This is a genomic window from Burkholderia pulmonis (assembly GCF_984667975.1).
This window is the reverse complement of record NZ_OZ480186.1, coordinates 3198751-3224815: the sequence shown is the minus strand read 5'-3', so window position 1 is coordinate 3224815 and position 26065 is coordinate 3198751. Positions and strand designations below refer to the sequence as shown.

General features: G+C 66.3%; 24 protein-coding genes and 1 tRNA gene. 8 read left to right on the top strand and 17 right to left on the bottom strand.

The window, feature by feature from the left end; genetic code table 11:
- The first annotated feature begins 60 nt into the window (after nt 1-60).
- Nucleotides 61-1824, top strand: a complete 1764-nt coding sequence (gene nagE, locus AC5LXK_RS14980; protein WP_493389511.1) for an N-acetylglucosamine-specific PTS transporter subunit IIBC — start codon at nt 61-63, stop codon at nt 1822-1824.
- 156 nt (nt 1825-1980) lie between these two features.
- Here nagE and AC5LXK_RS14975 read toward each other — a convergent pair whose 3' ends face one another.
- From AC5LXK_RS14975 to rpoH, 6 genes are all read right to left on the bottom strand, one after another.
- The gene (locus AC5LXK_RS14975) at nt 1981-4464 is read right to left on the bottom strand and encodes a beta-N-acetylhexosaminidase (protein ID WP_493389510.1); all 2484 of its coding nucleotides are present in this window, start codon (nt 4462-4464) and stop codon (nt 1981-1983) included.
- Between the two features lie 557 nt (nt 4465-5021).
- Nucleotides 5022-5144, bottom strand: coding sequence for a cytochrome bd-I oxidase subunit CydX (gene cydX, locus AC5LXK_RS14970; protein ID WP_006477761.1), 123 nt, complete (start codon nt 5142-5144; stop codon nt 5022-5024).
- 62 nt (nt 5145-5206) lie between these two features.
- Nucleotides 5207-6343 carry a cytochrome d ubiquinol oxidase subunit II gene (gene cydB, locus AC5LXK_RS14965; RefSeq protein WP_493389509.1) on the bottom strand — a complete coding sequence of 379 codons (1137 nt, stop codon included), beginning with the start codon at nt 6341-6343 and terminating at the stop codon, nt 5207-5209.
- Between the two features lie 31 nt (nt 6344-6374).
- Nucleotides 6375-7955, bottom strand: coding sequence for a cytochrome ubiquinol oxidase subunit I (locus AC5LXK_RS14960; protein ID WP_011353249.1), 1581 nt, complete (start codon nt 7953-7955; stop codon nt 6375-6377).
- Nucleotides 7945-8232, bottom strand: a complete 288-nt coding sequence (cydP, locus tag AC5LXK_RS14955; RefSeq protein ID WP_201752315.1) for a cytochrome oxidase putative small subunit CydP — start codon at nt 8230-8232, stop codon at nt 7945-7947. Before cydP ends, AC5LXK_RS14960 begins: the two co-directional genes overlap by 11 nt.
- Before the next feature lie 408 nt (nt 8233-8640).
- Nucleotides 8641-9576, bottom strand: coding sequence for an RNA polymerase sigma factor RpoH (rpoH, locus tag AC5LXK_RS14950; RefSeq protein WP_493389508.1), 936 nt, complete (start codon nt 9574-9576; stop codon nt 8641-8643).
- Between the two features lie 362 nt (nt 9577-9938).
- Between rpoH and pagL the strand changes: the two genes are divergently transcribed.
- Nucleotides 9939-10508: a lipid A 3-O-deacylase PagL gene (gene pagL / locus AC5LXK_RS14945; protein ID WP_493389507.1), complete on the top strand. Its 570-nt coding sequence runs from the start codon at nt 9939-9941 to the stop codon at nt 10506-10508.
- 45 nt (nt 10509-10553) lie between these two features.
- Nucleotides 10554-10937: a nuclear transport factor 2 family protein gene (locus AC5LXK_RS14940; RefSeq protein ID WP_493389506.1), complete on the top strand. Its 384-nt coding sequence runs from the start codon at nt 10554-10556 to the stop codon at nt 10935-10937.
- A 142-nt stretch (nt 10938-11079) separates the two neighbouring features.
- Here the strand turns inward: AC5LXK_RS14940 and leuA are convergent, their stop codons facing one another.
- Nucleotides 11080-12726, bottom strand: a complete 1647-nt coding sequence (gene leuA, locus AC5LXK_RS14935) for a 2-isopropylmalate synthase (protein ID WP_493391229.1) — start codon at nt 12724-12726, stop codon at nt 11080-11082.
- A 380-nt stretch (nt 12727-13106) separates the two neighbouring features.
- Nucleotides 13107-14081, bottom strand: coding sequence for a DNA-binding protein YbiB (ybiB, locus tag AC5LXK_RS14930; RefSeq protein ID WP_493389505.1), 975 nt, complete (start codon nt 14079-14081; stop codon nt 13107-13109).
- Between the two features lie 179 nt (nt 14082-14260).
- On the opposite strand from ybiB, the gene maiA reads away from it, so the two are divergent.
- On the top strand, nt 14261-14905 hold the full coding sequence (gene maiA, locus AC5LXK_RS14925; protein ID WP_493389504.1) for a maleylacetoacetate isomerase: 645 nt from the start codon (nt 14261-14263) through the stop codon (nt 14903-14905).
- A gap of 82 nt (nt 14906-14987) precedes the next feature.
- On the opposite strand, the gene ftsY is transcribed toward maiA, so the two are convergent.
- A complete protein-coding gene (ftsY, locus tag AC5LXK_RS14920; RefSeq protein WP_493389503.1) occupies nt 14988-16142 on the bottom strand; it encodes a signal recognition particle-docking protein FtsY in 1155 nt (384 codons plus the stop codon).
- A 216-nt stretch (nt 16143-16358) separates the two neighbouring features.
- Here ftsY and rsmD point away from each other — a divergent pair, with 216 nt between their 5' ends.
- The 3 genes from rsmD (at nt 16359) to AC5LXK_RS14905 (ending at nt 17907) form a co-directional block, all read left to right on the top strand.
- On the top strand, nt 16359-16973 hold the full coding sequence (gene rsmD, locus AC5LXK_RS14915) for a 16S rRNA (guanine(966)-N(2))-methyltransferase RsmD (RefSeq protein ID WP_493389502.1): 615 nt from the start codon (nt 16359-16361) through the stop codon (nt 16971-16973).
- 111 nt (nt 16974-17084) lie between these two features.
- The gene (gene coaD / locus AC5LXK_RS14910) at nt 17085-17582 is read left to right on the top strand and encodes a pantetheine-phosphate adenylyltransferase (RefSeq protein ID WP_006477773.1); all 498 of its coding nucleotides are present in this window, start codon (nt 17085-17087) and stop codon (nt 17580-17582) included.
- 58 nt (nt 17583-17640) lie between these two features.
- Entirely contained in the window at nt 17641-17907 is a 267-nt protein-coding gene (locus AC5LXK_RS14905; RefSeq protein ID WP_493389501.1) for a YfhL family 4Fe-4S dicluster ferredoxin, read from the top strand.
- 82 nt (nt 17908-17989) lie between these two features.
- On the opposite strand, the gene hisC is transcribed toward AC5LXK_RS14905, so the two are convergent.
- From hisC to AC5LXK_RS14865, 8 genes are all read right to left on the bottom strand, one after another.
- Nucleotides 17990-19057 carry a histidinol-phosphate transaminase gene (gene hisC / locus AC5LXK_RS14900; RefSeq protein ID WP_493389500.1) on the bottom strand — a complete coding sequence of 356 codons (1068 nt, stop codon included), beginning with the start codon at nt 19055-19057 and terminating at the stop codon, nt 17990-17992.
- A 118-nt stretch (nt 19058-19175) separates the two neighbouring features.
- Nucleotides 19176-19775 (bottom strand): aminoacyl-tRNA hydrolase, encoded by a 600-nt coding sequence (gene pth / locus AC5LXK_RS14895; RefSeq protein WP_006477776.1) that lies wholly within the window; start codon nt 19773-19775, stop codon nt 19176-19178.
- Between the two features lie 120 nt (nt 19776-19895).
- Nucleotides 19896-20501 carry a 50S ribosomal protein L25/general stress protein Ctc gene (locus AC5LXK_RS14890; RefSeq protein WP_493389499.1) on the bottom strand — a complete coding sequence of 202 codons (606 nt, stop codon included), beginning with the start codon at nt 20499-20501 and terminating at the stop codon, nt 19896-19898.
- A gap of 160 nt (nt 20502-20661) precedes the next feature.
- Nucleotides 20662-21624: a ribose-phosphate pyrophosphokinase gene (locus AC5LXK_RS14885; protein WP_493389498.1), complete on the bottom strand. Its 963-nt coding sequence runs from the start codon at nt 21622-21624 to the stop codon at nt 20662-20664.
- A 44-nt stretch (nt 21625-21668) separates the two neighbouring features.
- Nucleotides 21669-21745, bottom strand: a tRNA-Gln gene (locus AC5LXK_RS14880).
- Between the two features lie 55 nt (nt 21746-21800).
- Nucleotides 21801-22682 carry a 4-(cytidine 5'-diphospho)-2-C-methyl-D-erythritol kinase gene (gene ispE, locus AC5LXK_RS14875; protein ID WP_493389497.1) on the bottom strand — a complete coding sequence of 294 codons (882 nt, stop codon included), beginning with the start codon at nt 22680-22682 and terminating at the stop codon, nt 21801-21803.
- Nucleotides 22683-22707: 25 nt separating this feature from the next.
- Nucleotides 22708-23328 (bottom strand): lipoprotein insertase outer membrane protein LolB, encoded by a 621-nt coding sequence (gene lolB / locus AC5LXK_RS14870; protein ID WP_493389496.1) that lies wholly within the window; start codon nt 23326-23328, stop codon nt 22708-22710.
- Nucleotides 23328-25151 carry a tetratricopeptide repeat protein gene (locus AC5LXK_RS14865; RefSeq protein WP_493389495.1) on the bottom strand — a complete coding sequence of 608 codons (1824 nt, stop codon included), beginning with the start codon at nt 25149-25151 and terminating at the stop codon, nt 23328-23330. Before AC5LXK_RS14865 ends, lolB begins: the two co-directional genes overlap by 1 nt.
- Nucleotides 25152-25237: 86 nt before the next feature.
- Here AC5LXK_RS14865 and mutM point away from each other — a divergent pair, with 86 nt between their 5' ends.
- Nucleotides 25238-26065 (top strand): bifunctional DNA-formamidopyrimidine glycosylase/DNA-(apurinic or apyrimidinic site) lyase, encoded by an 828-nt coding sequence (mutM, locus tag AC5LXK_RS14860; RefSeq protein WP_176049640.1) that lies wholly within the window; start codon nt 25238-25240, stop codon nt 26063-26065.

Below are 26065 nucleotides of genomic sequence, written 5' to 3'. Positions count from 1 at the left end.
TCACTACGAAAGCAATCAGCTCAACGACGATTAATGACGAGACAAGGATTGGAGGACTGAATGAACGGGAATCCGTTTCTGAAAATACAGGGCCTGGGCCGGGCACTGATGCTGCCGATCGCGGTATTGCCGGTCGCCGGCATCCTGCTGCGACTCGGCCAGCCGGACGTGTTCAACATCAAGATGATCGCCGACGCCGGCGGTGCGATCTTCGACAACCTGCCGCTGCTGTTCGCGATCGGCGTGGCGGTCGGTTTCGCGAAGGACAATAACGGCGTGGCTGCGCTCGCGGGCGCGATCGGCTACCTGATCGAAACCGCGATCATGAAGGACATCGATCCCAAGCTGAACATGGGCGTGCTGTCCGGGATCATCGCGGGTGTCGTCGCGGGCTTGCTGTACAACCGCTACAAGGACATCAAGCTGCCGGACTACCTCGCGTTCTTCGGCGGGAAACGGTTCGTGCCGATCATCACGGGGCTGGTCTGCGTGATACTCGGCATCGCGTTCGGGTACATATGGCAGCCGATCCAGCATGCGATCGACGCGGCCGGCCAGTGGCTGACGACGGCGGGCGCGATCGGTGCGTTCGTGTTCGGCTTCCTGAACCGCCTGCTGCTCGTCACGGGCCTGCACCACATCCTCAACTCGCTCGCATGGTTCGTGTTCGGCAACTTCACGCCGCCGGCCGGCGGCGACATCGTGCACGGCGACCTGCACCGCTTCTTCGCGGGCGACCCGACCGCGGGCACCTTCATGGCCGGCTTCTTCCCGATCATGATGTTCGGCCTGCCGGCGGCGTGTCTCGCGATGCTGCACGAAGCACCGAAGGAGCGTCGCGCGATGGTTGGCGGCCTGCTGCTGTCGATGGCGCTGACGTCGTTCCTGACCGGCGTGACCGAGCCGATCGAATTCAGTTTCATGTTCCTCGCGCCGGTGCTGTACGTGATCCACGCGGTGCTGACGGGGCTGTCGCTCGCGATCTGCCAGATCCTCGACGTGAAGCTCGGCTTCACGTTCTCGGCCGGCGCGATCGACTACGTGCTGAACTACGGGCTGTCGACGAAGGGCTGGATCGCGATCCCGCTCGGGATCGCCTACGGCGTCGCGTACTACGGGCTGTTCCGTTTCTTCATCCGCAAGTTCAACATGGCAACGCCGGGCCGTGAGCCGGCATCGGCCGACGCGGCTGCGGAATCGTACGCATCGGGCGGCTTCGTCGCCCCGGCTGCGGGTGCCGCGGCTGCCGCACCGCGCGCGCAACGCTACATCGCCGCGCTCGGCGGCGCGGGCAACCTGTCGGTCGTCGACGCATGCACGACGCGCCTGCGCCTGACCGTCGTCGATCCGGAGAAGGTATCGGAGCCGGAACTGAAGTCGATCGGCGCACGCGGCGTGCTCAAGCGCGGCGGCAACAGCGTGCAGGTGATTATCGGACCGGAGGCGGACATCATCGCCGACGAGATGCGTTCGGCGATCGGCAGCGGCGCGGCCGGTGCTGCATCGACCGCGACGGCTGCCGCCGCGCAGCCCGTCACGGGCGCGGCCGCCGGCCCGCTCGATCCGGAACCGACCCGCTGGCTCGCGGTGTTCGGCGGCGCGACCAACGTCGCATCGCTCGACGCGGTGGCGACCACGCGCCTGCGCGTCGTCGTGCGCGATCCGTCGGCAGTCGATCGCGATCGCCTCGCTGCGCTCGACGTCGCATGGGTGTCGCTCGACACGTTCCACATCGTCTGCGGCAACGCGGCCGCACGCTATGCCGAACAGCTCGGCGCGCGCCTGCCGCCGTCGGGCGGCGGAGCCGCCGTGCAACCGGCGTGATGCGATGAAGCCGGCCGGATCCGCGTGGCGGGTTCGGCCGGGCGGTAAAACGAAAACGGCTTGCGATGCGTCGCAAGCCGTTTTTCTTTGGGGCGGGGGATGCGCGATGCGTTGGTCCGCATCGCGCACCGCTCGACTGCGTGCTGCTTCAACCGATCACGGATTGGTCAGCGTGAAGGTCGGCTTCCGGTAGCCGATGCCGGCGCGGTCGAGCTTCGGCAGTTCGCGTTGCGTGAGCAGCGTCGCGAAGCCGGCCCAGTCGCGCTGCAGCGCAGCCATGTCGACGTGGTGCGTGTCGCCGCGCTTGAAGCGCACGCCGGCCGCATACGGCAGCTCCCAGTCGGCCCGGTGCCACGCGCGCTCGGCGAGTGCGAGCAGCCGCGGATAGGCCATGTACTCGAGGAAGGTGTCGTTGCGCATCACCTCGCCCCACGCCTGCCCCTGCATGCCTTCGATGCGCGGCGCGGGGCCCGTGCCGGTCACCTCGAACGTGTTGCCGTCACGGTCGCCCATCACTTCCGCGTTCTGCGGCAGGTTCTCCGGCGCGAGCGAGAACACCTTGTACTCGTCGGTGGCGTGCGAGCCCCAGTAGTAGCCGCGCTCACGCGGGTTCAGCGTGTACGGGAAGTCGAAGTACAGGTAGTCGGGCAGCGCGAGCACCGTCAGGTAGCCCTTGCCGCTCAGGTCGCGCGCGCTGTCCGACGCACCCCAGAAGATCGTGTCCCACAGCGACACCATCACGTGGCGCGTGCTGAAGTCCTGCGGCCCGTTCGCATGCTTGATGCCGTCCTGCCACGCGGCCATCGTGTCGATCCCGTTCGCGTTGACCGCCGCGCTCACCTGTTTCGCGAAACGCGTCGGCAACTCGTCGATCGACTTGATCTCGCCGCGCTGGAGCAGCGCCGTGCACGCGGGCGAACGCGCCCACGGCTTGTCCTGCGCGGCGAGGTCGATGCGCCCCTTGTTCGGGTCAGTGCCGTTCAGCGGCTGGAAGCCCGCGCCGAGGAAGATGTTCTTCGCCTCGTCGCCGCCGTAGTGCCAGATGTGCAGCGGCGCCTGCGCGTCCGCATGCATCGCCGCGATCTCGCGGATCACCTTCGACGCGAAATTGAGCGCGCCCGGCACACACGGGTTCAGGTCGCTGCGCCGGTCGTAGAACTGCACCGTCGTCAGGTTCGTCGTGTCCTGCGGATCGAGCAGCCGGTACGCGTTCGCTTCCTGTTCGCGGCCGGCCGCATGCAGCCGCCGGTAGCGTGCCTCCATCGTCACGACGGCCGCCCGTGCATGCGCGGGCATGTCGATCTCGGGGATGATCTGCACGAAGTGCGCGGCCGCGTAGCGCACGAGCGACACGTAGTCGTCGCGCGTCAGGTAGCCGCCGCCCGAACGGTTGTCGGGGCCGGAGCCGAGCTGCGGCAACAGGCAGCGCGTCTCGCTCGGGTCGTGGCAGCGGCGCGAGCCGATCTCGGTCAGCTCGGGCAGGCCGGGAATCTCGATGCGCCAGCCTTCGTCGTCGGACAGGTGCAGGTGCAGGCGGTTCAGCTTGTACGCGCTCATCTGGTCTATCAGGCGGCGCAGCGTCGCCGGGTGCTTGAAGTTGCGCGCGAGGTCGACGTGCATCCCGCGATGCGTGAAGCGCGGCGCATCCTCGACGAGCATCGCCGGGATCGGGCCGCCGCCGGCCGGCGCGAGCGAGTAGAGCGTCTGCACGCCGTAGTAGAGGCCGGCGCGATCGTAGCCTTCGATCAGCACGCCGCGCGGCCCGATCGCGAGCCGGTAGCCGCCCGGCGTCGCGATGTCGGCCGGCAGACGGCGAGGCGCGACGGCGCCGCGAACCGGTACGGGCACGCCGTCGAGCCCGAGGGTCGCCGCGCGCTCGCGCAGCGCCGCGACCTGCGCGTCCGGCAGGTCAGGCAGCGCGAGTTCGACGCCGCGCAGGTCGAGCGTGCCGGGCAACGGCTGCTCGCGCTTCACGCTCGGCAGCGCGCGGCTCGCATCGGGCCGTGCGGCCACGGGCGGTGCATTGCCGGTCGAGTTGTTCTGCGCGTCGGCCGGCAGCGACTCGACGTAGCGCAGTTCGTTGTCGGTGTCGTTGTAGCGGAGCACGGCCGGCGGCGCGCCGTCGACGACGACGTACGGGCGCGGAATCACGTCGCTGTAACGCAGCAGCCAGTATTCGGCGACGAACGGCAGCTCGATGCGTTCGCCGGGTGCGAGCCGCACCGAGCCGGGCTGCGGCGTCAGCTCGTACAGGTCGCCGGTGAGCCGCCGCAACGCGAAGCCCGGGCGGTCGATTCGCAGCAGGCGGCGGATGCTGTGCAGGTAGAGCTTCCAGCCGCCGTCGGCGATCACCTGGTGGCCGCGGTTCTGCAGGATCAGGCGGCCCGTCGCGCAGGCCGCGCCGTCGGCGCCGAGATCGGCGCACGGCACGCCGGCCGTGGCCGCGTGGTTGTTGTCGACGGCGACGCGCAACGCGAGGCCGTTCGACAGCAGTGCCGCGAGACTGGCCGCCTGTGCGGCCGGCTGCGCGGTGCCGGCGGTCGCGACGGCGGCGGCCGGCGTCTGTTGCGCGGAGATCGCGGCAGGCGACAGCACCGCGATCAGCAGGCCGGCAATGAGGGATGGCAAGGTACGCTTCATTCGAACTCCTGAAAAAAAGGGGGCGTAGCGGCGTCGTGAGGCGACGTCGCTGCGATCGGGTCTTTCAGTGGAGCTGCGGGAGATACCAGCACGCGGGGCGATGCGACTGCACCGCGCGCAATCTGCACGCGGGGGCGTGCGTTACGGAACGGGAGGCGGGCAGGCGTGCCGATCGGCTCGGCGGAGTGGCGTGCGCGGATTCATCGGCAACGCGCGGCAATGGCCGCGGCGACGACGCGGCCGCAGCCGGTTGCATTCGTCCGGCCATGCACGATCGCGACGGCGAACGCCGCTGCGCGCAAAGGTCGACACGGCGCGCAGGCGCGCGCCACACACGGGATTCGCATGTCTCCCCCACCCAGAAGGAATCGGCCTGTCAGCGGCCGTGTCCAAAGATATTACGAAACCTTTTATTGGTATTCAAGTGGTATCAATCTGGCGCTAAATTGGCATCGGTGCGAGGCCCTTGCCAGGATGGCCGGGGCGAAAAAAAACCTCGCGAGAGGCGAGGTTCGTTCCGGACGGCGGCGGCACGATCGGCCGCCCGCGTCGGGCGGTCAGTCGCGGCGTGCGCGCACGGGTGCTTCCTGCGTCTTCTGCCGCGCTTCGAGCCACATCGCGTTGACGATGCCGAACGACAGCGCGACGCCGATACCGAGAATCCAGCTGAAATACCACATGATCCGACTCCTTGCGAAACGGTGGGCGAGGGCGCGTGCGCGCCCCGGCCCGGTTCAATGCATCAATACATCGAGTGCTTGTTCTCTTCGAGCGTCTGGTGCGTGACCTTGCCGCGCATCACGCGGTACACCCAGCTCGTGTAGATCAGGATGATCGGCAGGAACACGATCACCGCGAACAGCATCACCTGCAGCGTCATGTGGCTCGACGTCGAATCCCATACGGTCAGGCTGCTGCGCGGGTCGAGCGACGACGGCATGATGAACGGGAACATCGAGAAGCCTGCGGTCAGGATCACGCCGACGATCATCAGGCCCGTGCAGAAGAACGCCGTCTTCTCCTGCTTCGAGCCGGCGAGCAGCAGCGCGAGCACGCCGCCCGCGATCCCGACGACGGGCGCCGCGATCATCCACGGGAATTCGCTGTAGTTCGCGAGCCACAGGCCCGAGCCGGCGGCGACGTCCTTGAGCAGCGGGTTTGCGACGGTGTCGGTCGGTGCGGCGTGGGTGATGTGGAAGCCGCCGATATACGACGCCACCAGCACGCCGGCCAGCACGAACAGCACGACCGCGAGGAACGATGCCGCGCGCAGTGCAATCGACGCACGGCGCGCGATCACGCCGTCGGTCTTCATCTTGATGAACGCGGCGCCGTGCGCGACGAGCATCGTGAGGCTGACGAGCCCGCACAGCAGCGCGAACGGGTTCAGCAGCGCCCAGAAGCTGCCGTAGTAGGTCACGCGCAGGTCGCTGTCGAACTTGAACGGCACGCCCTGCAGCAGGTTGCCGAACGCAACGCCGAACACGAGCGCCGGCACGAAGCCGCCGATGAACAGGCCCCAGTCCCAGCCCGCGCGCCAGCGCGGGTCCGGCCGTTTGCTGCGGTAGTCGAAGCCCACCGGCCGGAAGAACAGCGCGAACAGCACGAGCAGCATCGCGAAGTAGAAGCCGGAGAACGACGCCGCGTAGACGAGCGGCCAGGCGGCGAACATCGCGCCGCCGGCCGTGATCAGCCACACCTGGTTGCCTTCCCACGTCGCGCCGACGGTGTTGACGATGATGCGGCGCTCTTCGTCGGTCTTGCCGAGGAACGGCAGCAGCGCGGTCGCGCCCATGTCGAAGCCGTCGGTGACGGCGAAGCCGATCAGCAGCACGCCGACGAGCAGCCACCAGATCAGCTTGAGAGTTGCATAGTCCATAGCGATTCCTTGTTCCGTTTCAGGTGCGTGCTCACGCCGGGGCGCGCTCGCTGGCGGCCGCGATTTCGTGGTGATAGCGGCCGGTATGCAGCGACGACGGGCCGAGGCGCGCGTACTTGAACATCAGCTTGATCTCGATGACGAACAGCGCCGTATAGAACAGGATGAAGCCCGCGAGACTCAGGTACAGGTCGCTCGGCTGCAGGCTCGACGCGGACAGGTGCGTCGGCAGCACGCCGGCGATCGTCCACGGCTGGCGGCCGAGCTCGGCGACGATCCAGCCGAATTCGATCGCGATCCACGGCAGCGGGATCGCCCACACCGCATAGCGCAGGAACCAGCGACGGTTGTCCTGCAGCAGTTCGCGGCGTGCGCAGAACCAGAACGCGGCAATGAACGTCGCGACGAACAGGAAGCCGAGGGCCACCATGATCCGGAACGAGAAGAACACGGGCGCGACCGGCGGGATCGTCTTCTTCGCGGCCGCCTTGATCTGCTCGGGCGTCGCATCGACCACGTTCGGCGTGAACTGCTTGAGCATCAGCCCGTAGCCGAGATACTGCTTGTGCTGGTCGAACAGCGCGCGGGTCGCGTCGCTCGTGTCGCCCTGCTTGATCTTCTGCAGCGCGCCGTACGCGACCATCCCGCTCTGGATGTGCTCCTCGCTGTGCTTCGCGAGCTCGCGCAGGCCGATCACCGGTTCGTCGATCGAGCGCGTCGCGATCAGGCCGAGCGCGTACGGGATCTTGATCGCGTAGTCGGTGCGCTGTTCTTCCTGGTTCGGAATGCCGATCAGCGTGAACGACGCGGGCGCCGGCTGCGTTTCCCATTCGGATTCGATCGCGGCGAGCTTCATCTTCTGCACTTCGCCGGTCGTATAGCCCGATTCGTCGCCGAGCACGATCACGCACAGCGTCGCCGCGAGGCCGAAGCCGGCCGCGACCGCGAACGAGCGCAGCGCGAAGTCGACGTCGCGCTTCTTCAGCAGGTACCACGACGACACGCCGAGCACGAACATCGCCGCCGACACGTAGCCGGCCGACACCGTGTGCACGAACTTCACCTGCGCGACCGGGTTGAACAGCACGTCGAACAGGCTCGTCATCTCCATGCGCATCGTCTGGTAGTTGAACTCGGCGCCGACCGGATTGTTCATCCAGCCGTTCGCGACGAGGATCCACAGCGCGGACAGGTTCGAGCCCAGCGCGACGAGGAACGTGACCATCAGGTGCTTGACCTTCGACAGGCGGTTCCAGCCGAAGAAGAACAGGCCGACGAACGTCGATTCGAGGAAGAACGCCATCAGGCCTTCGACCGCGAGCGGCACGCCGAAGATGTCGCCGACATAGTGCGAGTAGTACGACCAGTTCGTGCCGAACTGGAATTCGAGCGTGATGCCGGTCGTCACGCCCATCGCGAAGTTGATCCCGAACAGCTTGCCCCAGAACTGGGTCATGTCCTTGTAAACCTGTTTGCCGGTCATCACGTAGACGGCTTCCATGATGACGAGCAGCCAGGACAGGCCGAGCGTCAATGGCACGAACAGGAAGTGGTAGAGCGCCGTGATGCCGAACTGCAGACGTGACAGATCGACGACTTCACTACTTATCATGGTGGTCTCCCTCGGTAGATGCAGGCGCCGGTACCGAGAGCAGCTTCTCGGCGACGGCGGCAGGCGGAAGCGACATGTGCTCGGCCTGCGGATGATTGAAGAATGCGTATTTGAGCGACATCAGGAGGATCAGCTTGACGATCAGCACCAGGGTGATGTCGCGGGCGAGGGTCGGCCCGCGTGCCCACGCGGCGATGCGCGCGCGCCAGCCGATCGTGCCGGCCGGCCGCGGGGGAGGCGGCGGCGCAGGCTCTTTATTGATCGAGATCAAGGCGATTATCCTGAATCGATTTAGGTCGGATTTGGGGCGACTTTACGTCGGATTTATGACGGCCGTGAAGCTGTTTTAATCCTTTTGCGCCTGACCTGCCAATTTTAAAAGGTCGGCTTTCCGATGCCGAGTGCTGCGCTGCGGCAGACCGTCGCGAAGTGCGGGGCAAAAGTTGAGGCAGATCAAGGTTATGCGGAAGGGGGCCGCAAACGGCCTAATACCTGATGAAACAGGTCAATTAATCGACGGAGAAACGGGCGGTGAAACGGCCGGAGAAACAGCGGGTGAAATGGGCCGGGAAACGTACGCGGAAGTGCGTGAAAGGACGTGAAAGGACGTGAAAAAGACGGGCGAAAAAAAACCGCTGCCGGTCGGGCAGCGGTTTTCGATGAAGCGCTCTAAATCGCCAGGGATTTATGCGTATTCGGCGAGGGCGGTGCGCATCTTTTTCATCGCGCTCGCTTCGATCTGGCGGATGCGTTCCGCGGACACCCCGAACTCGGCGGCGAGATCATGCAGTGTCGAGCCGCCCGAGCCGTCGTCGTCGACGTGCAGCCAGCGTGCCTCGATGATGCGGCGGCTGCGCGCGTCGAGTGCCTCGAGCGCTTGCGCGATGCCGTCCGTCTGCAGCATGTCGCGCTGACGCGCGGCGAGCACGGCGGTCGGCTCGTTGTGCGAGTCGGCCAGGTAGGCGATCGGCGCGTACGACTCCTCGCCGTCCTCGACCTGCCCTTCAAGCGCGATGTCGCCGCCCGACAGGCGCGTTTCCATCTCGGTCACGTCTTCGCGCTTGACGTTGAGCTCCTGCGCGAGGCCGTCGATTTCCTCGGGCGTCATCGCCTGCATGCTCTTCTTGTGGCTGCGCAGGTTGAAGAACAGCTTGCGCTGCGCCTTCGTCGTCGCGACCTTCACCATGCGCCAGTTGCGCAGGATGTACTCGTGGATTTCGGCCTTGATCCAGTGGATCGCATACGACACGAGACGCACGTTCTGCGCCGGGTCGAAGCGCTTCACGGCCTTCATCAGGCCGATGTTGCCTTCCTGGATCAGGTCGCCGTGCGGCAGGCCGTAGCCGAGATAGTTGCGCGCGATCGACACGACGAGACGCAGGTGCGACAGCACGAGGCGGCGCGCCGAATCGAGGTTGTTGCCTTCGCGGAATTCGGTGGCGTACTGGCGTTCCTCTTCGGCGGTCAGCAGCGGGATGCGGTTGACGGCCTGGATGTACGCGTCGATGTTGCCGAGCTGGCCGGGCAACATCGATTGGGCTGCGAGCGCCAGCGAGCCTGCCGATGCGGCCTTGGCCGGCGTCGGGCTCAGGGTGTTCGGGAGGGTCAGGGCGTTGCTCACTAAAAAACTCCTTTGGAATCAGGGACAAACCCCCGGTCTCGAATGAGATTCCGTGGGCCATCTTAGCACTCCCGCAAGACGAGTGCTAATTCCTTAGAGCGGGCGTGGACATCCGAGTTCCCCGTTTTTCTATCAAACAAGTCGAGTCGATAGTCTACTCTGCGACAGGAATGGCGACGCGAAGTTCCGTAAGCCGTTGTTTCTGATGGGAATCAGTAGACGATTTCGATTTTTGTCGTTTTGGAAGCAAGCCATTTCGCTTCGTGATGCCGATCCGGAAAGTCCTTTACCATACCATTCAGTTCGCTCGGGCCAGGCTGTCGCGGCAGGCCCCATTCAACCCAAAAAGTTGGAGTGTCAGAATGAACAATAAGAAGAATCGCCGGCCCCGCAGCCGGCTTGTGCTGCATGCGATGCTGGCAGCGTCTCTTCTGGGCGGATCGGGTGCGGCGTTCGCGGATCGATGGGGGATCCAGGCAGGCGGCGGTTTTTCGGATCGTCACGGGATCGACAAGGGCGATCTCGGCGTCGTGTGGGATCCGGGCTGGAACTGGTGGGAAATCGGCGGCTGGCACTTCGCGTTCGTCGTCGAAGGACACGTCGGCTACTGGCACACGGGCGGCAACGTCCACAGCAGCATCGGCGAATTCGGGGTGACGCCGATGTTCCGCTTCATCAAGAGCGCGGGGGAGATTCGCCCGTTCATCGAGGCCGGCGGCGGCGCCCGGCTGCTGACGCACCCGACCATCTCGAACAATTTCTCGCTGTCGACCGCATTCCAGTTCGCACCGACCGCGGGTGTCGGCGTGCAGTTCGGCCAACGGCAACAGTATCAGGTCGGCTACCGTTTTGAACATGTGTCTAACGCGGGTATCAAAGAGCCGAATCCTGGTATAAATTTCCACCAGTTCTACGTGCAGTACAACTTCTGATCCGCACGCCCGCGCACGGCGGGCGCGTTGCCGAGGAGTCAGGCGATGGCGAAGGTGGTCGATGCGATCCGCGCGCTCGAGCGCGATCGGTTCCGGGCGATGGTGGACGGGGACGGCGAGGCGCTCGACGCGCTGCTGTCGGACAAGGTGTTCTTCGTTCACACCAATGGCAAACGCGAAACCAAGCAGCAGTTCATCGACGCCATCGTCGCAGGCCGCCGCCGCTATCGCCAGATCGAGATCCAGTCGCAGGACGTGCTGCCCGTCGGCGACGACACCTGCGTCGTCACCGGGCGCGCGTTGATCGAGATGGAAACGAACAACGGCGGCCTGGTCTTCCCGATCGCCTACACGTCCGTCCACACGCACGAGCAGGGCCGCTGGAGCCTGTTCGCGTGGCAGGCGACGCGGTGCGCGACCGAGACATGAGCGCGGTGGCGCTCCTTTTCATGTCCTGACCGATGCGGCCTTCTGGGCCGCTTTTTGCTGCCTCGTGCGGCGCGGATCGCGCGGCGCACGGGCGGTCACGCACCGCTCGCTGACGTTTCAACCCTGAGGCGAGCTCCGGCGGTCAAGCTGCCGCGCGGCGGTCCGCGCAGTGCCAGGCCGAACGGTTGATCGCGCTGACGACGGCATCGAGCGCCGCGCTCGCCGCGTCGGCATGCAGGCCGACACCGTGCCGCAGCTGCGCATCGCCGACCCGGCAGCCGACCGATACGGCGATCCGGCCGTCCGTCGTGCGCGCGTGCTCGCACGACGCGACGTCGATCGCGATGCCGGCGGCTGCCGCAAATGCCGCGGCGAAACGTCGCACGGCATCCTCGGGCGTCGCATCGTCGGCGGGCGCCGCCGCGATCTCGCGGCTCTGCCAGCGTGCGCCGCTGCCGTGGCGTGCGGCCGGCCCGTCGGTCTCGAAGAATTCGCGTGCGAACAGCGCGCAGATCGCGTTGCCCGTCACTTCCTCGCCCGATGCGTCGGCGAGCGTCTGCACCGCATGGCTGAATTCGATCTGCACGCGGCGCGTCGGCGTGAAGCCCATCCCGCGCTCGAGCAGGAACGTCGCGCCGCCCTTGCCGGACTGGCTGTTTACGCGGATCACGGCGTCATAGCTGCGGCCGAGGTCGGCCGGATCGATCGGCAGGTACGGCACTTCCCACACCGCGTCGGGGCGTTGCTGCGCAAAACCCTTGCGGATCGCGTCCTGGTGCGAGCCCGAGAACGCGGTGAACACGAGGTCGCCTGCGTACGGGTGGCGCGGATGCACGGGAATCTGGTTGCAGCGTTCGACGATGCGGCGCACGGCGTCGATGTCGGAGAAATCGAGGCCCGGGTCGATGCCCTGCGTGTAGAGGTTCAGCGCGAGCGTGACGAGATCGACGTTGCCGGTGCGCTCGCCGTTGCCGAACAGGCAGCCCTCGATGCGATCGGCGCCCGCAAGCAGCGCAAGCTCGGCCGCCGCGACCGCGGTGCCGCGATCGTTGTGCGGATGCACGGACAGCACGATGCTGTCGCGATACGCGAGGTTGCGGTCCATCCATTCGATCTGGTCGGCGAACACGTTCGGGCTCGCGGCTTCGACGGTGGCCGGCAGGTTGACGATCATCTTGTGATCGCGGGTCGGGCGCCACGTCTGCGCGACCGCGTCGCAGATCTCGCGCGCGAACGTCAGCTCGGTCATGCTGAAGGTTTCCGGCGAGTACTGGAAGGTCCACTGCGTGTCGGGGCGCGCGGCCGCGTGTTCCTTGATGATGCGTGTGCCGTCGATCGCGAGCGCCTTCACGTCGTGCTTCGACATCCCGAACACGATGCGGCGGAACGACGGGCAGACCGCGTTGTACAGGTGCACGATCGCGCGCGGCACGCCTTCGAGCGCGTCGAACGTGCGAGCGATCAGGTCTTCGCGCGACTGCACGAGCACCTCGATCGTCACGTCGTCGGGAATCCGCTTGTCGTCGATCAGCTTGCGGACGAAATCGAAGTCGGTTTGCGACGCCGACGGAAAACCGACTTCGATCTCCTTGAACCCGATGGCGACCAGCATCTCGAAGAATTCGAGCTTCTGCTCGATGCTCATCGGTTCGATCAGCGACTGGTTGCCGTCGCGCAGGTCGGTGCTCATCCACACGGGCGCACGCTCGATGGTGCGGGACGGCCAGCGGCGGCCATTGAGGCGGACGGGCTCGAACGGACGGTACTTGTCTTGCGGATTGCGCTGCATCTTCTGGACCTCGGGTCTCAAGTCGCGAGCGAAGACGGGCGGCATGGGCGACGGTTGGCGCTGCCTCGCACCGCCGCGCGCAATGGCGCCGCGGATGCGGATGATCTTCGCGAATCGGCCGACGGATAGACGGACGAATGCTGACGACTTCGGTTGTAAAAACTACGAGAGGGGTACGGCGAGGAACTGCTGGGAGGGACCGTGCGGACAGCACACGGCGCTACGACAGCCTTAGGCTAGTCGTAGCGATAGCGGCCGCGCTAGGCGGCCGGAGGTAATTCGGAGGGTGTTCGGAAAGGAACGCATGGCGACCACTCTATGCCAGGATGCGGCAGTGTGTCAAATGGTCGGGATAAAGGGGCGGGTCGCCGCCCGTGCCGTCAGCGCGCGATGCGGGCGATCTGCACGATCGTCGCGACCTGCCGCGACACCGTGTCCGGCACCGGCACCTCGCCGCGCAGCACGGCATCCGTCCATGCGGCCGTCGTCGCCGCATCGCGCGATTCGGGCAGCGCGACGGGTGGCGCATCGGTCGACGAACGCTCGGCCTCGATCAGCGTGTCGCACACGCCGTCGTGCAGCCAGTCGACCTGCACCTGGCGCCGCGTGTCGGCAACGGCTTCGCCTTCGGTGCCGCGCGCGAGCAGCGCACCGCCGAGCGCGGCGTCCGGATGGTCGCGAAACAGTTGCGCGAGGCTGTCGCGGTACGGCGGATGCGTGTAGTTGACGAGCCGCAGCCCGACCGGCGCGAACGGCTGCAGGATCTTCACGAGCGTGTGCGTCGAGTTGCGTACGCCGAGCACGCCGCGCATCGACAGCAGGTGCGCGATGCGCGGCGCCAGGATTTCGATCGGCGCGAACGCGACGCGGCGCTCGGCGAGCGTGTCCTCGATCGCGTCGTGCGACGTCGACGGCGCGAGCGACAGCGCCGAGAAAATTTCCGCGCTCGTCACGCGGCCCGGATCGCGCTCCACGCCATGCACGAGCACCGGCACGCCTTCGCGTGCGAGCAGCAGCGCGAGCAGCGGCACGAGGTTCGGCTGTTTGCGCGCGCCGTTGTAGCTCGGGATCGAGACCGGGCGGAACGCGGCGTCCTGCACGTGCACGGGCTCGAACGATGCCTGCGCGGCGGCGAGCATCGCGGCCAGTTCGTCGGCGGATTCGCCCTTCAGCCGATAGGCGATCAGGATCGCGCCGAGTTCGACGTCCGACACGCGCGCGTCGAGCATCGCGCGATACAGCTCGAACGTGTCCTCGGCGGACAGCGCGCGTGCGCCGTGCGGGCCGCGGCCGATTTCCTTGATGAAGCGGGCGCAAGGGAACGGAGCGGTGGCGGGATCGTGGGAAGCGGTCATCGGGGCGTGGGGCGGGCGGCCGGCGTCGGGCTGCACGGTGAGCGGTGAGGAATGCCCCGAGTATCGCACGGGCGCGGCCGCGCATCGTGCCGCGCTACACTCTGGTTCCCGGCGGCGCGCGCACCGGCTGTGCCGCGCCCGTGCCGTTGCCGGCCGAATACGACCAAGAGAGACATCCCATGAAGCTCTACAGCTATTTCCGCAGCTCCGCGTCGTACCGCGTGCGGATCGCCCTGAACCTGAAGCAGTTGCCGTTCGACTATGCCCCCGTGCACATGCTGCGCGACGGCGGCGAGCAACTGAAGGACGCCTACCGTGCGCTGAATCCGGATGCGGTCGTGCCGACGCTGATCGACGGCGACGCGACGCTGCAGCAGTCGCTCGCGATCATCGAGTATCTCGACGAAACCCATCCCGAGCCGGCGCTGCTGCCGAAGCAGCCGATCGATCGTGCGTATGTGCGTGCGGTCGCGCTGCAGATCGCGTGCGAAATCCACCCGCTCAACAACCTGCGCGTGCTCAAGTATCTGAAGCACACGCTGAAGGTGCCCGAGGAAGCGAAGAACGCGTGGTACCGGCACTGGATCGAGGCCGGCTTCGAAACGCTCGAGACGCGTCTCGCGAACGATCCGCGCACCGGCAAGCTGTGTTTCGGCGACACGCCGACGCTTGCCGACGTGTGCCTCGTGCCGCAGGTGTTCAACGCGAACCGTTTCTCGATCGATACCACGCGCTTTCCGACGATCCAGCGGATCGTCGATCATGCCGCGACGCTCGACGCGTTCAAGGCAGCCGAACCCGGCGTGCAGCCCGACGTGGAATGAGCGCGGCGCGCCCCGGGTGACGAGAGGGCGCGCATGAAAAAGGGCGCCCGAAGGCGCCCCGTGCGATGCGTGCCGGCGCTGTTCAGCCGAGCAGCGCGTCCGCGAATTCCACCGCGCTGAACGGCTGCAGGTCCTCGACCTTCTCGCCGACGCCGATGAAGTAGACGGGCACCGGGCGTTGCCGCGCGATCGCGGCGAGAATCCCGCCCTTCGCGGTGCCGTCGAGCTTCGTGACGATCAGGCCCGTGAGGCCGAGCGCGTCGTCGAATGCCTTCACCTGCGTGAGCGCGTTCTGGCCGGTGTTCGCGTCGATCACCAGCAGCACTTCGTGCGGCGCACCGTCGTGCGCCTTCGAGATCACGCGCTTCACCTTCTTCAGCTCTTCCATCAGGTGGAGCTGCGTCGGCAGGCGGCCGGCCGTGTCGGCCATCATCACGTCGATCTTGCGCGCACGCGCGGCGCTGACCGCGTCGAAGATCACTGCGGCCGGATCGCCGCTTTCCTGCTGCACGACCGTCACGTTGTTGCGTTCGCCCCAGATCGCGAGCTGTTCGCGTGCGGCCGCGCGGAACGTGTCGCCCGCAGCCAGCAGCACCGACTGGTCGAAGCTCTGCAGGTGCTTCGCGAGCTTGCCGATGCTGGTCGTCTTGCCGGCGCCGTTCACGCCGGTGATCATCATCACGAGCGGCTGCGCGCGGCCGAGCATCAGCGATTTCTCGAGCGGCGTCAGCAGCTCGACGAGCAGGTCGTGCAGTGCATCCTTCACCTGCTGCGGGTCGGTCAGCCGGCCCGTGCGCACCTTTTCGCGCAGCGCGCCGAGCAGGTACTCGGTCGCATCGACGCCCGCGTCGGACATCAGCAGCGCGGTTTCGAGCTCCTCGTACAGATCCTCGTCGATCTTCGTATTGACGAATACGCCGGTGATGTTCGAGCCCGTCTTCGCGAGCCCCGTTTTCAGCCGCGCGAGCCACGACTTCTTCGCGGTTGCATCCTGCAGCGGCGGCGGGACGATCTCGACCGTCTCGACGACTTCGTCGCGGCCGTCGTTGGTCGGCGTGACCGTCATCACGACGGCCGGTGCGGCCGGTTGCGCGGGCGCCTGCGGCAAATCAGCCGCGGGCGGGGCCTCGAGCGCGGGCGCTTCGGACGGCTCGTCCGCTTGCTGCGCGTCGGCCGATTGCGATTCCGCCGGATCGGGCTCCTGCGATTTCTTGAATCGTTTGAAGAAACTGAACATGGTCTGACGTCGGGAAGAGGGCGGGCCCGCCGAGAGGGCGGAGCGCCGGACGGGCCGTTCTGCGTTCGCGCGGGCGCGGCGCACGACGGCCGAAACCGTGCATTTTATCAGTGCGGCGTGGCGCTCGCGTCAGTGCGCGCCGCCGCTGTGGTAACGTGCGCCTGTTTGGCGGTGCGCCTCCGCGCGCGCCCGGTCCCTCCGTTGTCGATATTCCGTATGTCCCGTTCCTCTTCCGGCCGCCCGGCGGCCTCTCATGCCCGCGGCAAGCCGCACACGATCCGCATCATCGGCGGTGACTGGAAGCGCACGCCGCTCGCGGTGCTCGATCTCGACGGCCTGCGGCCGACGCCCGACCGCGTACGCGAGACGCTGTTCAACTGGCTCGGCCAGGATCTCGAAGGCCGCCGCTGCCTAGACCTGTTCGCGGGCACCGGCGCGCTCGGCTTCGAGGCCGCGTCGCGCGGCGCGGCGAGCGTCGTGATGGTCGAGCGCCACCCGCGCGCCGCGCAGCAGCTGCGTTCGATCAAGGACAAGCTCGGCGCCCGCTCGGTCGAGGTTGCCGAGGCCGACGCGCTGCGGCTCGCGGCCGGGCTGACGCCGGGCGCATTCGACGTCGTGTTCCTCGATCCGCCGTTCGGCGAACCGGCCGTGCTCGATCGCTCGATCGCGCTGGCGGCGCCGCTCGTCGCGGCGGGCGGCGCGCTGTACGTCGAAACGGGGGCGGAACTCGACCCGGCCGCGCACGATGCGCTCGCAGGCTGGCAGGTGGTGAAGCACGGCAAGGCCGGTGCGGTTCACTATCATTTGCTGCGGCGCGAAAATGATGAATAATGCGCGTTCCATACGAGGCGGCGCGCCGCAAAGGCGACGCATGCCCATCCCGGCAGCGGCGCGTGCATCGCACGGCTGCCATCCCGTTTGCGTGATGACAGGAGGAGCGACATGGTAGTCGCCGTGTATCCCGGTACGTTCGATCCGCTGACGCGCGGGCACGAAGACCTCGTGCGGCGTGCGTCGAGCATTTTTGATACGCTGGTTGTGGGCGTTGCCGACAGCCGTGCGAAAAAGCCGTTTTTCTCGCTCGAAGAACGTCTGACGATTGCGAACGAGGTGCTCGGCCATTACCCGAACGTGAAGGTGATGAGCTTCACCGGCCTTCTGAAGGATTTCGTCCGCGTCAACAACGCGCGCGTGATCGTGCGCGGGCTGCGCGCCGTGTCCGATTTCGAATATGAGTTCCAGATGGCAGGGATGAACCGCTATCTGCTGCCCGACGTCGAGACGATGTTCATGACGCCGTCCGACCAGTACCAGTTCATCTCGGGGACGATCGTGCGGGAAATCGCGCAGTTGGGCGGCGATGTCAGCAAGTTCGTGTTTCCGTCCGTCGAGAAGTGGCTGACCGAGAAAGTCACGGCGATGGGAGGCCCTGCCGCGTGATGCGGTGCCGGCCGGTTTCGCCGTGAAGCCGGCCGCGGCCTGAAGAAGTGAGATCAGTATGGCTTTGATGATTACCGACGAGTGCATCAATTGCGACGTGTGCGAGCCCGAGTGCCCGAACGGCGCGATTTCGATGGGCCCGGACATTTACGTGATCGACCCGAACAAGTGCACCGAGTGCGTCGGCCATTTCGACGAACCGCAGTGCCAGCAGGTGTGTCCGGTCGAATGCATTCCGCGCGATCCGCAGCATGACGAATCGCACGCGCAATTGATGGAGAAGTATCACGCGTTGGTCGCCGTGAAGGGCGACGACGCGTCGTGACCTTGCGGTGACGCGCGCACGTTGATGGGCGAGCGCGCGCCCCGCTTTCAGATCGGCGCCGCCCGGCGCCGCTTCTTCCGAATCAGGCCAGCAGTTCGCGCAACGCCGCGACGAGCGCATCGCATTCGGCATCGGTGCCGACGGTGATGCGCAGATGCTGGTCGATCCGCGGCAGCCGGAAGTGCCGCACGAAAATTTCCCGTTCCTTCAGCTTCGCCGCGATTGCGCCCGCATCGTGCGCGGGATGGCGCGCGAACACGAAATTCGCCGCCGACGGCACGATGTCGAACCCGAGTGCGCCGAGCGCGTGCGTGAGCCGCGTCCGGCTGTCGACCACGCGCCGGCAGGTCGCGTCGAAATAGTCGGTGTCTTCATACGCGGCCTGCGCGGCGACTTGCGCGAGCCGGTCGAGCGGATAGGAGTTGAAGCTGTCCTTCACGCGGTTCAGCGCGTCGATCAGTGCCGCATCGCCGAATGCGAAGCCGACGCGCATGCCCGCGAGCGAGCGCGCCTTCGACGTGGTGTGGACGACGAGCAGGTTCGGGTGGCGGTCGATCAGCGTAATCGCCGACTGCGCGCCGAAATCGACGTACGCCTCGTCGATCACGACGACCGACGACGGATTCGCGGCTGCGATCCGCTCGACGTCCGCGAGCGGCAGTGCGCGCCCGGTCGGTGCATTCGGGTTCGGAAACAGCACGCCGCCGGCGTCGTCGAGATAGTCGTCGACGCGGATCGAGAAATCGTCCGCGAGCGGCACGATCGTGGTCTCGACGCCGTACAGGCGTGCATAGGTCGGATAGAAGCTGTACGTGATGTCCGGAAAGCGCAGCGGCCGGTCGTGCTTGAGCAGCGCCTGGAATGCGTGCGCGAGCACCTCGTCGGAGCCGTTGCCGACGAACACCTGCTCGGGCCTGATACGGTGATGGGCTGCCACCGTCTCGCGCAGTGCGCGCGCGACCGGGTCCGGATAGCGGCGCAGCGTATCGCCGGTCGTGCCGAGTTCGCGCGCGATCGCCGCGACGACGCGCGGTGACGGCGGGTAGGGATTCTCGTTGGTGTTCAGCTTGACGGGGTGTGCGAGCGCGGGCTGCTCGCCCGGCACGTAAGGCACGAGTTGCTGAACGACGTCGCTCCAGTAACGGCTCACCGCTTGGCTCCTGTCGGGCAAAACGTCGAGATTACCGCATGTGCGCGTCGCGGTGGGGCGGGCGGAACCGCCCGGCGATGCCGGACGGCCCGATGTACCGGGCCGGTGCGGGACGCGCTCAGTTGCGATGCAGCTGCATCGTCGCGCGGTCGAGTTCGCCCTTGACGACCATCGGCATCACGGCGAGCGCGCGTTCGATCGATGCGTCGATCACGTCCTGCTCCTCGCGGCGCGGCGGCTTCAGCACGAAGTTCGCGACGTCGGGCTTCGCGCCGGCGCGTGCGCTTTCCGGAATCAGGTCGCGCGGATGGCCGATGCCGATCCGCAGCCGCCAGTATTGCTGCGACGACAGGTGCGCGGTGATGTCCTTCAGGCCGTTGTGGCCGCCGCTGCCGCCGCCGAGCTTCAGCTTCACGGTACCGGGCGGCAGGTCGAGCTCGTCGTGCGCGACGAGGATCTGGTCGGGCAGGATCTTGAAGAATTGCGCGAGCGCGACGACGGACTGCCCGGAGCGGTTCATGTAGGTCTGCGGCTCGAGCAGGTGGACTTCCTCACCGTGCAGGCGCGCTTTCGCATAGAAGCCGTGGAAGCGGCGTTCGTCGCGCAGCGTCGTGCCGGCTTCGCGGGCGAGCTGGTCGATCAGCCAGAAGCCGGCGTTGTGGCGCGTCGCGGTGTATTCCGCCCCGGGATTGCCGAGGCCGACGATCAGTTTGATCATGACGTTTCGAAGGCGGCAACGGCCGCCTGGGCGCAGAAAAAGAAAAACCCGCCGGGCAAGCCGCGGCGGGTTGCGTCGACCGTTTCGTAAAACGGATCGATGAGGTGCGCAGGCAGCCGCTTAGGCAGCCGGCGTTTCGCCTTCGGCTGCGTCCGACACGGCACCAGCCGGGATCGTTGCCGATGCGACGACCGGGTTTTCCGCGTCGACGTGAGCGACCAGTGCGACGCCCTTCGGCAGCGTGATGTCCTTCGCGTGCAGCGATTGACCGGCTTCGATCTTCGACAGGTCGACTTCGAGGAACTCCGGCAGGTCAGCCGGCAGGCACTCGATTTCGATTTCCGTCGCGACGTGCGAAACGATCGCGCTCGACAGCTTCACGGCCGGGCTGACTTCAGCGTTCAGGAAGTGCAGCGGAGCCTTCGTGTGCAGCTTCTTCTTCGCGTCAACGCGCTGGAAGTCCACGTGCAGCACCAGTTGCTTGAACGGGTGGTATTGCACGTCGCGCAGCAGGACCTGTTGCGACTGGCCAGCCACTTCGAGGTCGAGGATCGACGAGTGGAAAGCTTCCTTCTTCAGGGCGTGCCACAGGGCGTTGTGATCGAGTTCGATCTTTTGCGGGGCTGCTTCGCCACCGTAAACGATACCCGTGGTCTTACCAGCGTTGCGCAGGCGGCGGCTCGCACCCGTACCTTGCTCTTGGCGCTCGAAAGCGACGACTTTCATATGATTCTCCAATGGCTGCCCGCGACCAGGCAGTAAAACGGGGCCGTCAAACAGCGGCCCCTGATGAAACGGCGGGGTTTCGTCTATCCCGTCCGATTGTGCAAAAAGCGAAGCGTTGCCGCTTCGCTTTCCGCGCATACCTTGTTCAGTCGATTCGCGATCAGGATTCCGCGAACAGCGACATCACCGAATCGCCGCGGCGGATCCGCGAGAACGTCTCGGCCAGCAGGCTCGCGCTCGTCAGCGAACGGATCTTCGAGCATGACAGCGATTCGGCCGACAGCGGGATCGTATCGGTGACGACCAGCTCGTCGAGTGCCGATGCGGCGATGCGATCTGCGGCGCCGCCCGACAGCACGGGGTGCGTCGCGTACGCGAACACCTGCTTCGCACCGCGGTCCTTCAGCACTTGCGCGGCCTTGCAGAGCGTGCCGGCCGTATCGACCATGTCGTCCATGATCACGCAGGTGCGGTTTTCGACTTCACCGATGATGTTCATCACTTCGGCGATGTTCGCCTTCGGACGACGCTTGTCGATGATCGCGAGATCGCAGTTGAGCTGCTTCGCGAGTGCCCGGGCACGCACCACGCCGCCGACGTCCGGCGACACGACGAGCAGATCCGAGTAGTTCTGCTTGCGCAGGTCACCCAGCAGGATCGGCGTTGCGTAGATGTTGTCGACCGGGATGTCGAAGAAGCCCTGAATCTGGTCGGCGTGCAGATCCATCGTGATGATCCGCTCGACGCCGGCGATTTCCAGCATGTTCGCGATGACCTTCGCCGAGATCGCGACGCGCGCCGAACGCGGGCGTCGATCCTGACGGGCATAGCCGAAGTAGGGGATGGCTGCAGTGATCCGGCCGGCGGATGCGCGCTTGAGCGCATCGACCATGATCATCAGTTCCATCAGGTTGTCGTTCGTCGGTGCGCACGTGGATTGCAGGACGAAGACGTCCTTGCCGCGCACGTTTTCCTGGATCTCGACCTGGATCTCGCCGTCGGAGAAACGGCTGACCATTGCTTTGCCGAGGGGAATACCAAGGATATTGACGACTTCCTGGGCGAGCGCGGGATTCGCGTTGCCAGTAAAGACCATCAGGCCATCATGGCTGTGGCTGCTCATCGTGCACCTGCTTCAGGCTTGGGCGGGAAATGCGGGAAAATTTTTGGCAGGGGAGGAAGGACTCGAACCCTCGCATGCCGGAATCAAAATCCGGTGCCTTGACCAACTTGGCGACTCCCCTACACTTAACTGACAACTTCACCGAACTTGTGTAGGCCGTTCGGCAAAGTAAAACTTCATGACGCGAAAGCGAAGAGCGGATGCTCGTTCAGACTCTCGGCAACTGCGCCATTCCAGCTGGCGGGCAGTTTGGCTTTCGCCGCTTCTGCCTCGTGTTTGCTGTGAAACGCTGCAAACACGCTTGCTCCGGAGCCGCTCATCCTCGCGGGGGTCACATCATACAACCATTTGACCGCCTGCGCAACTTCCACGTACTTCCTTGTTACAACTTCCTGCATATCGTTCCGGCCGAAGCTGTCTGGCCATCCCGCATCGCTGGTTTGCTGTGCAAGAAAGTCAGCAATTGTGACGGGCTTCGTATTTCTTGTCAACAACTCATCTGAAAATATTTCAGCGGTCGGGACATGAACGCTTGGCGTCACAACCAAGAACCAGCGAGTCGGCAATTGTACCTCAGCTAATTCTTCTCCGATACCCTCTGCGAACGCATTTTTTCCAAAAACAAAAAACGGGACGTCTGCGCCGAGCTTGACCGCGAGCGACTGGAGTTCGGCGCGCGGCAGGTCGAGCTGCCACAGGCGGTTCAGCGCGAGCAGCGTCGTCGCCGCGTCGGAGCTGCCGCCGCCGAGGCCCGCGCCCATCGGCAGGCATTTGTCGATCTCGATGTCGACGCCGTGCGCGGTGCCCGTATGCGCTTTCAGCAGGTTGGCCGCGCGCACGACGAGGTCGATTTCCTCGGGCACGCCGGGCACGTCGGTGACGCGTGCGACACGGCCGTCGTCGCGCCGCGTGAAGTGCAGCGTGTCGCCCCAGTTCAGCAGCTGGAACACGCTCTGCAGATCGTGATAGCCGTTCGGGCGGCGGCCGGTGATGTGCAGGAACAGGTTGAGTTTCGCGGGCGCAAGGCAGTTGCGCAGCGAGCGGGTCGAATCGGTCATGCGTATGTCTGGGCTGGGCTGGCGCTCACTGATCGAGCACGAGCTTGATGTCGAGCGGCGGTGTCGCGCGCACGAGGTTGACGCGTTTGACGCCCGTGGCCGGGGCTTCCGCGTAGGCGAGGTAGTCGATCGTCCAGCCGTCCTGGCGGATCTGCTTGACGCGCGTGCCGTCGGCCGGGTCGCGCACGGTTTCCGCCGGTGTCGCGGGCGCGGCCGTCGGCAGCAGCCAGTAGCGCAGGCCCTCGAGCGGCAGTTCGAAGCCGAGCGTTTTCTGCATCAGGTCGCCGACGTCCGTCGCATATTGCGTCGGACGGTTCGGCAGCTCGAGCGATGCCGCGTGCGGCGTCGATTTCACGACCGCGAGCGTCTGGCCGAGCGGGCTGCGCAGTTCGAGCGACAGGTCGTCGCCGTGCTCCTGCCAGTCGAAGTTGCCGTACACGTTCTGCTGCTTGCCGAGACGATCGTCGTACTGCACCGCGAAGCGGCCATGGTAAGCATGCGTCGCGGCCGTTTGCAGCACCGCGCCCGCCGGCGCGCTGGCCGACGGCGGCGTGCTCGCGCAGCCGGCGAGCGCGAGCGCCGCGCCGGCTGCGGCCAGCGTGCGCTGCGCGCGGGAGGACAGGGAAAACGTCGGGAACATCTGCATCAGAGGCCGTTGATCTGCAGGCGTTTCAGCGTCTGCACGAGCGTGTCGTTGTCCGGTTCGAGCTTCTGCGCGTCACGCCACGCGCTGCGCGCGTCGTCCTGCGCGCCGCTCTTCCACAGCACTTCACCGAGGTGCGCGCCGATTTCGGCGTTCGGCTGCAGATCGTATGCGCGCCGCAGCACCTTCGCCGCGCCGGCCGTATCGCCCATCCGGTACTTCACCCAGCCGAGGCTGTCCATGATGTACGCGTCGTTCGGCGCGAGCGCCATGGCCTTGTCGATCAGCTTGCTGGCCTCCGGCAGGCGCTGGTTGCGGTCGGCGAGCGAATAGCCGAGCGCGTTGTAGGCCTGCGGGTTGTCGGGCTGCGTCCGGATCAGCTCGCGCAGCTGCTTTTCCATCGTCGTGTAGTGGCCGGTCTTTTCGGCCGCCATCGCGTAGTCGTAGCGCAGGTCGGGATCGTCCGGGAAGTCCTGGACCGCCTGCCCGAGCCGTGCCTCGGCTTCCGGATAGCGCTTCGCGGTGAACAGGATCGACGCGTCGGTGCGTGCGACCACGGCCGCGTCGCGCGGATCGGTGATCGGCAGGTCGTCGAGCACCTTGCGCGCCTCGTCGGTCTTGCCCTGTTTCTGCAGCAGCTGTGCGCGGGTGATCTGCGCGGGCAGGTAGTGCTGGCTCGTCTGGTCGACCTTGTCGAGCCACTGCGATGCCTGCGCGTCGTTGTTCTGGTCGATCGCGATCTGCGCGAGGTAGATGTAGCCCTGGCCGACGTCGAGGTTCGGCTGCTTGTCGCCGAGCTGCACGTACTGCTTCAGGTACGTGGTCGCTTCGTCGAGTTTCTTCTGCTGGATCTTGATCAGTGCCAGCGCCATCAGCGGCGTCGGATCTTTCGAGTCGAGCTTGCGCATCGTCTCGAACTGCTTCTGCGCGTCGTCGAGGCGGTCGTCGGCGAGATACAGCTGCGACAGCGCCAGCCGTGCATCGCGCGACTTCGGATTCTGCTGAACATACTTCTCGAACGACGCGATGCCTGCCGCGCGTTCGGCCGGCCCCATCTGCGACAGCATCAGCGCCGCCGGCAGGTAGTCGGGGCGGATCTGCAGCGCCTGCTTCAACGATTGTGCGGCGCCGTCCTTGTCGTCGACCGCGAGCTGTTGCCGCGCGATCGCGAGCTGGGCCTCGGGCCGGTTCATGTCGTTCTTCAGCATGTCCTTCAGCACCGCGAGGCCGCCGACGCGGTCGGGACCGCGCACGAGCAGCGCCTGCAGCGCGAGGATTGCCGGGCCGCGCGTCTCGCCGGTCGCGCGGGTCAGCTCGCGCGCGAGCATCGGCTGCGCGTCGGCCGGCTTGCCGGCGAGTACCAGCAGCGCGGCGTCGACCTGCGATGCCCGGTTCGAATCCGGTGCGTACTGGCGCCACAGGTTCGCGGCGGACAGCGCGTCGGCCGGGCTCTGTGCACCCAGCGCGATCTCGGTTGCACGCTGCGCCATGCGCGGATCGCGCGTGTCGCGGGCAAGGGCGAGGTAGGTCTGGTAGGCCGGTGCAGGCTGGTTGCGCTGGAGCGCAACCTCGGCGGCCAGCACCTGGTAGACGACCTGGCTCGTCAGCGGCACGCCGGGTAGATCCTTCTTTTCGTCCGGCATCACGTGCTCGAACGCGCCCTGCGAGTCCGCGTCGTCCGATGCCGGATCCTGCGCGTGAGCGGGGAAGGCGGTGAGGGTCCAGGCGGCAAACAGCGCGGCGCCGAGTGCACGGCGGACCGGGAAGACGCGCGCGCCGCGCACGGCGGCGGGGCGCTTCTGAAGCAGCTTCGAGGGCAGGGTCATGGAAATCCGTTCGATGTTTCAACCGATTGTAACGCGCTCGCTACAATACACGCACGATCGTGAATCCAGTCTCAGACCCGCAAAATATGCCAGAGTTGCCAGAAGTCGAAGTCACGCGCCGGGGCATCGAGCCCTTTGTCGCGGGCCGCCGCGTCGAGCGTGTCGACGTCCGTACCGCGATGCTGCGCTGGCCCGTGCCGGCGGGGCTCGCCGAGCAGTTGCGCGCGCGCGAGGTGATCGCCGTCGAGCGTCGCGGCAAGTACCTGCTGTTCGAGGTCGACGCGGGCTGGTTCATCGTCCATCTCGGGATGACGGGCACGCTGCGCGTGCTACCCGCGGCCGGCGTGCCGGTCGCCGCGAAACACGACCACATCGACTGGATCTTCGACGAGTTCGTGCTGCGGTTCCGCGATCCGCGCCGATTCGGCGCGGTGCTGTGGCATCCGCGCGAAGCGGGCGACGTGCACGCGCACCCGCTTCTCGCGAGCCTCGGTGTCGAGCCGTTCTCGCCGGCGTTCACCGGCGCGTTGCTGCACGCGCGTACCCGCGGCCGCACGGTGTCGGTCAAGCAGGCGCTGCTCGCCGGCGACATGGTCGTCGGCGTCGGCAACATCTATGCGTCGGAGAGCCTGTTTCGCGCGGGCATCCGGCCGACGACCGCCGCCGGCAAGGTGTCGCTGCCGCGTTACGAGCGGCTGGCCGACGCGGTACGCGCCACGCTCGCCGACGCGATCGAGCGCGGCGGCAGCACGTTGCGCGATTTTGTCGGCAGCAACGGCGAAAGCGGCTATTTCCAGCTCGACTGCTTCGTCTACGACCGTGCGGGCCAGCCGTGCCGCGTGTGTGGCACGCCGATCCGCCAGATCGTGCAGGGCCAGCGGTCGACCTATTTCTGTCCGACCTGCCAGCGTTGA

Bases quoted from the DNA above. Each gene is read 5' to 3' on its own strand.
- ispE (WP_493389497.1), bottom strand. From the start codon at position 22,682: ATGACCGATTCGACCCGCTCGCTGCGCAACTGCCTTGCGCCCGCGAAA.
- pth (WP_006477776.1), bottom strand. From the start codon at position 19,775: ATGATCAAACTGATCGTCGGCCTCGGCAATCCCGGGGCGGAATACACC.
- maiA (WP_493389504.1), top strand. From the start codon at position 14,261: ATGAAGCTCTACAGCTATTTCCGCAGCTCCGCGTCGTACCGCGTGCGG.
- cydX (WP_006477761.1), bottom strand. From the start codon at position 5,144: ATGTGGTATTTCAGCTGGATTCTCGGTATCGGCGTCGCGCTGTCGTTC.
- AC5LXK_RS14905 (WP_493389501.1), top strand. From the start codon at position 17,641: ATGGCTTTGATGATTACCGACGAGTGCATCAATTGCGACGTGTGCGAG.
- AC5LXK_RS14975 (WP_493389510.1), bottom strand. From the start codon at position 4,464: ATGAAGCGTACCTTGCCATCCCTCATTGCCGGCCTGCTGATCGCGGTG.
- AC5LXK_RS14865 (WP_493389495.1), bottom strand. From the start codon at position 25,151: ATGACCCTGCCCTCGAAGCTGCTTCAGAAGCGCCCCGCCGCCGTGCGC.
- coaD (WP_006477773.1), top strand. From the start codon at position 17,085: ATGGTAGTCGCCGTGTATCCCGGTACGTTCGATCCGCTGACGCGCGGG.
- ftsY (WP_493389503.1), bottom strand. From the start codon at position 16,142: ATGTTCAGTTTCTTCAAACGATTCAAGAAATCGCAGGAGCCCGATCCG.
- nagE (WP_493389511.1), top strand. From the start codon at position 61: ATGAACGGGAATCCGTTTCTGAAAATACAGGGCCTGGGCCGGGCACTG.
- AC5LXK_RS14960 (WP_011353249.1), bottom strand. From the start codon at position 7,955: ATGATAAGTAGTGAAGTCGTCGATCTGTCACGTCTGCAGTTCGGCATC.
- AC5LXK_RS14890 (WP_493389499.1), bottom strand. From the start codon at position 20,501: ATGAAAGTCGTCGCTTTCGAGCGCCAAGAGCAAGGTACGGGTGCGAGC.
- mutM (WP_176049640.1), top strand. From the start codon at position 25,238: ATGCCAGAGTTGCCAGAAGTCGAAGTCACGCGCCGGGGCATCGAGCCC.
- ybiB (WP_493389505.1), bottom strand. From the start codon at position 14,081: ATGACCGCTTCCCACGATCCCGCCACCGCTCCGTTCCCTTGCGCCCGC.
- lolB (WP_493389496.1), bottom strand. From the start codon at position 23,328: ATGCAGATGTTCCCGACGTTTTCCCTGTCCTCCCGCGCGCAGCGCACG.
- rsmD (WP_493389502.1), top strand. From the start codon at position 16,359: ATGTCCCGTTCCTCTTCCGGCCGCCCGGCGGCCTCTCATGCCCGCGGC.
- cydB (WP_493389509.1), bottom strand. From the start codon at position 6,343: ATGGACTATGCAACTCTCAAGCTGATCTGGTGGCTGCTCGTCGGCGTG.
- pagL (WP_493389507.1), top strand. From the start codon at position 9,939: ATGAACAATAAGAAGAATCGCCGGCCCCGCAGCCGGCTTGTGCTGCAT.
- AC5LXK_RS14885 (WP_493389498.1), bottom strand. From the start codon at position 21,624: ATGAGCAGCCACAGCCATGATGGCCTGATGGTCTTTACTGGCAACGCG.
- leuA (WP_493391229.1), bottom strand. From the start codon at position 12,726: ATGCAGCGCAATCCGCAAGACAAGTACCGTCCGTTCGAGCCCGTCCGC.
- AC5LXK_RS14940 (WP_493389506.1), top strand. From the start codon at position 10,554: ATGGCGAAGGTGGTCGATGCGATCCGCGCGCTCGAGCGCGATCGGTTC.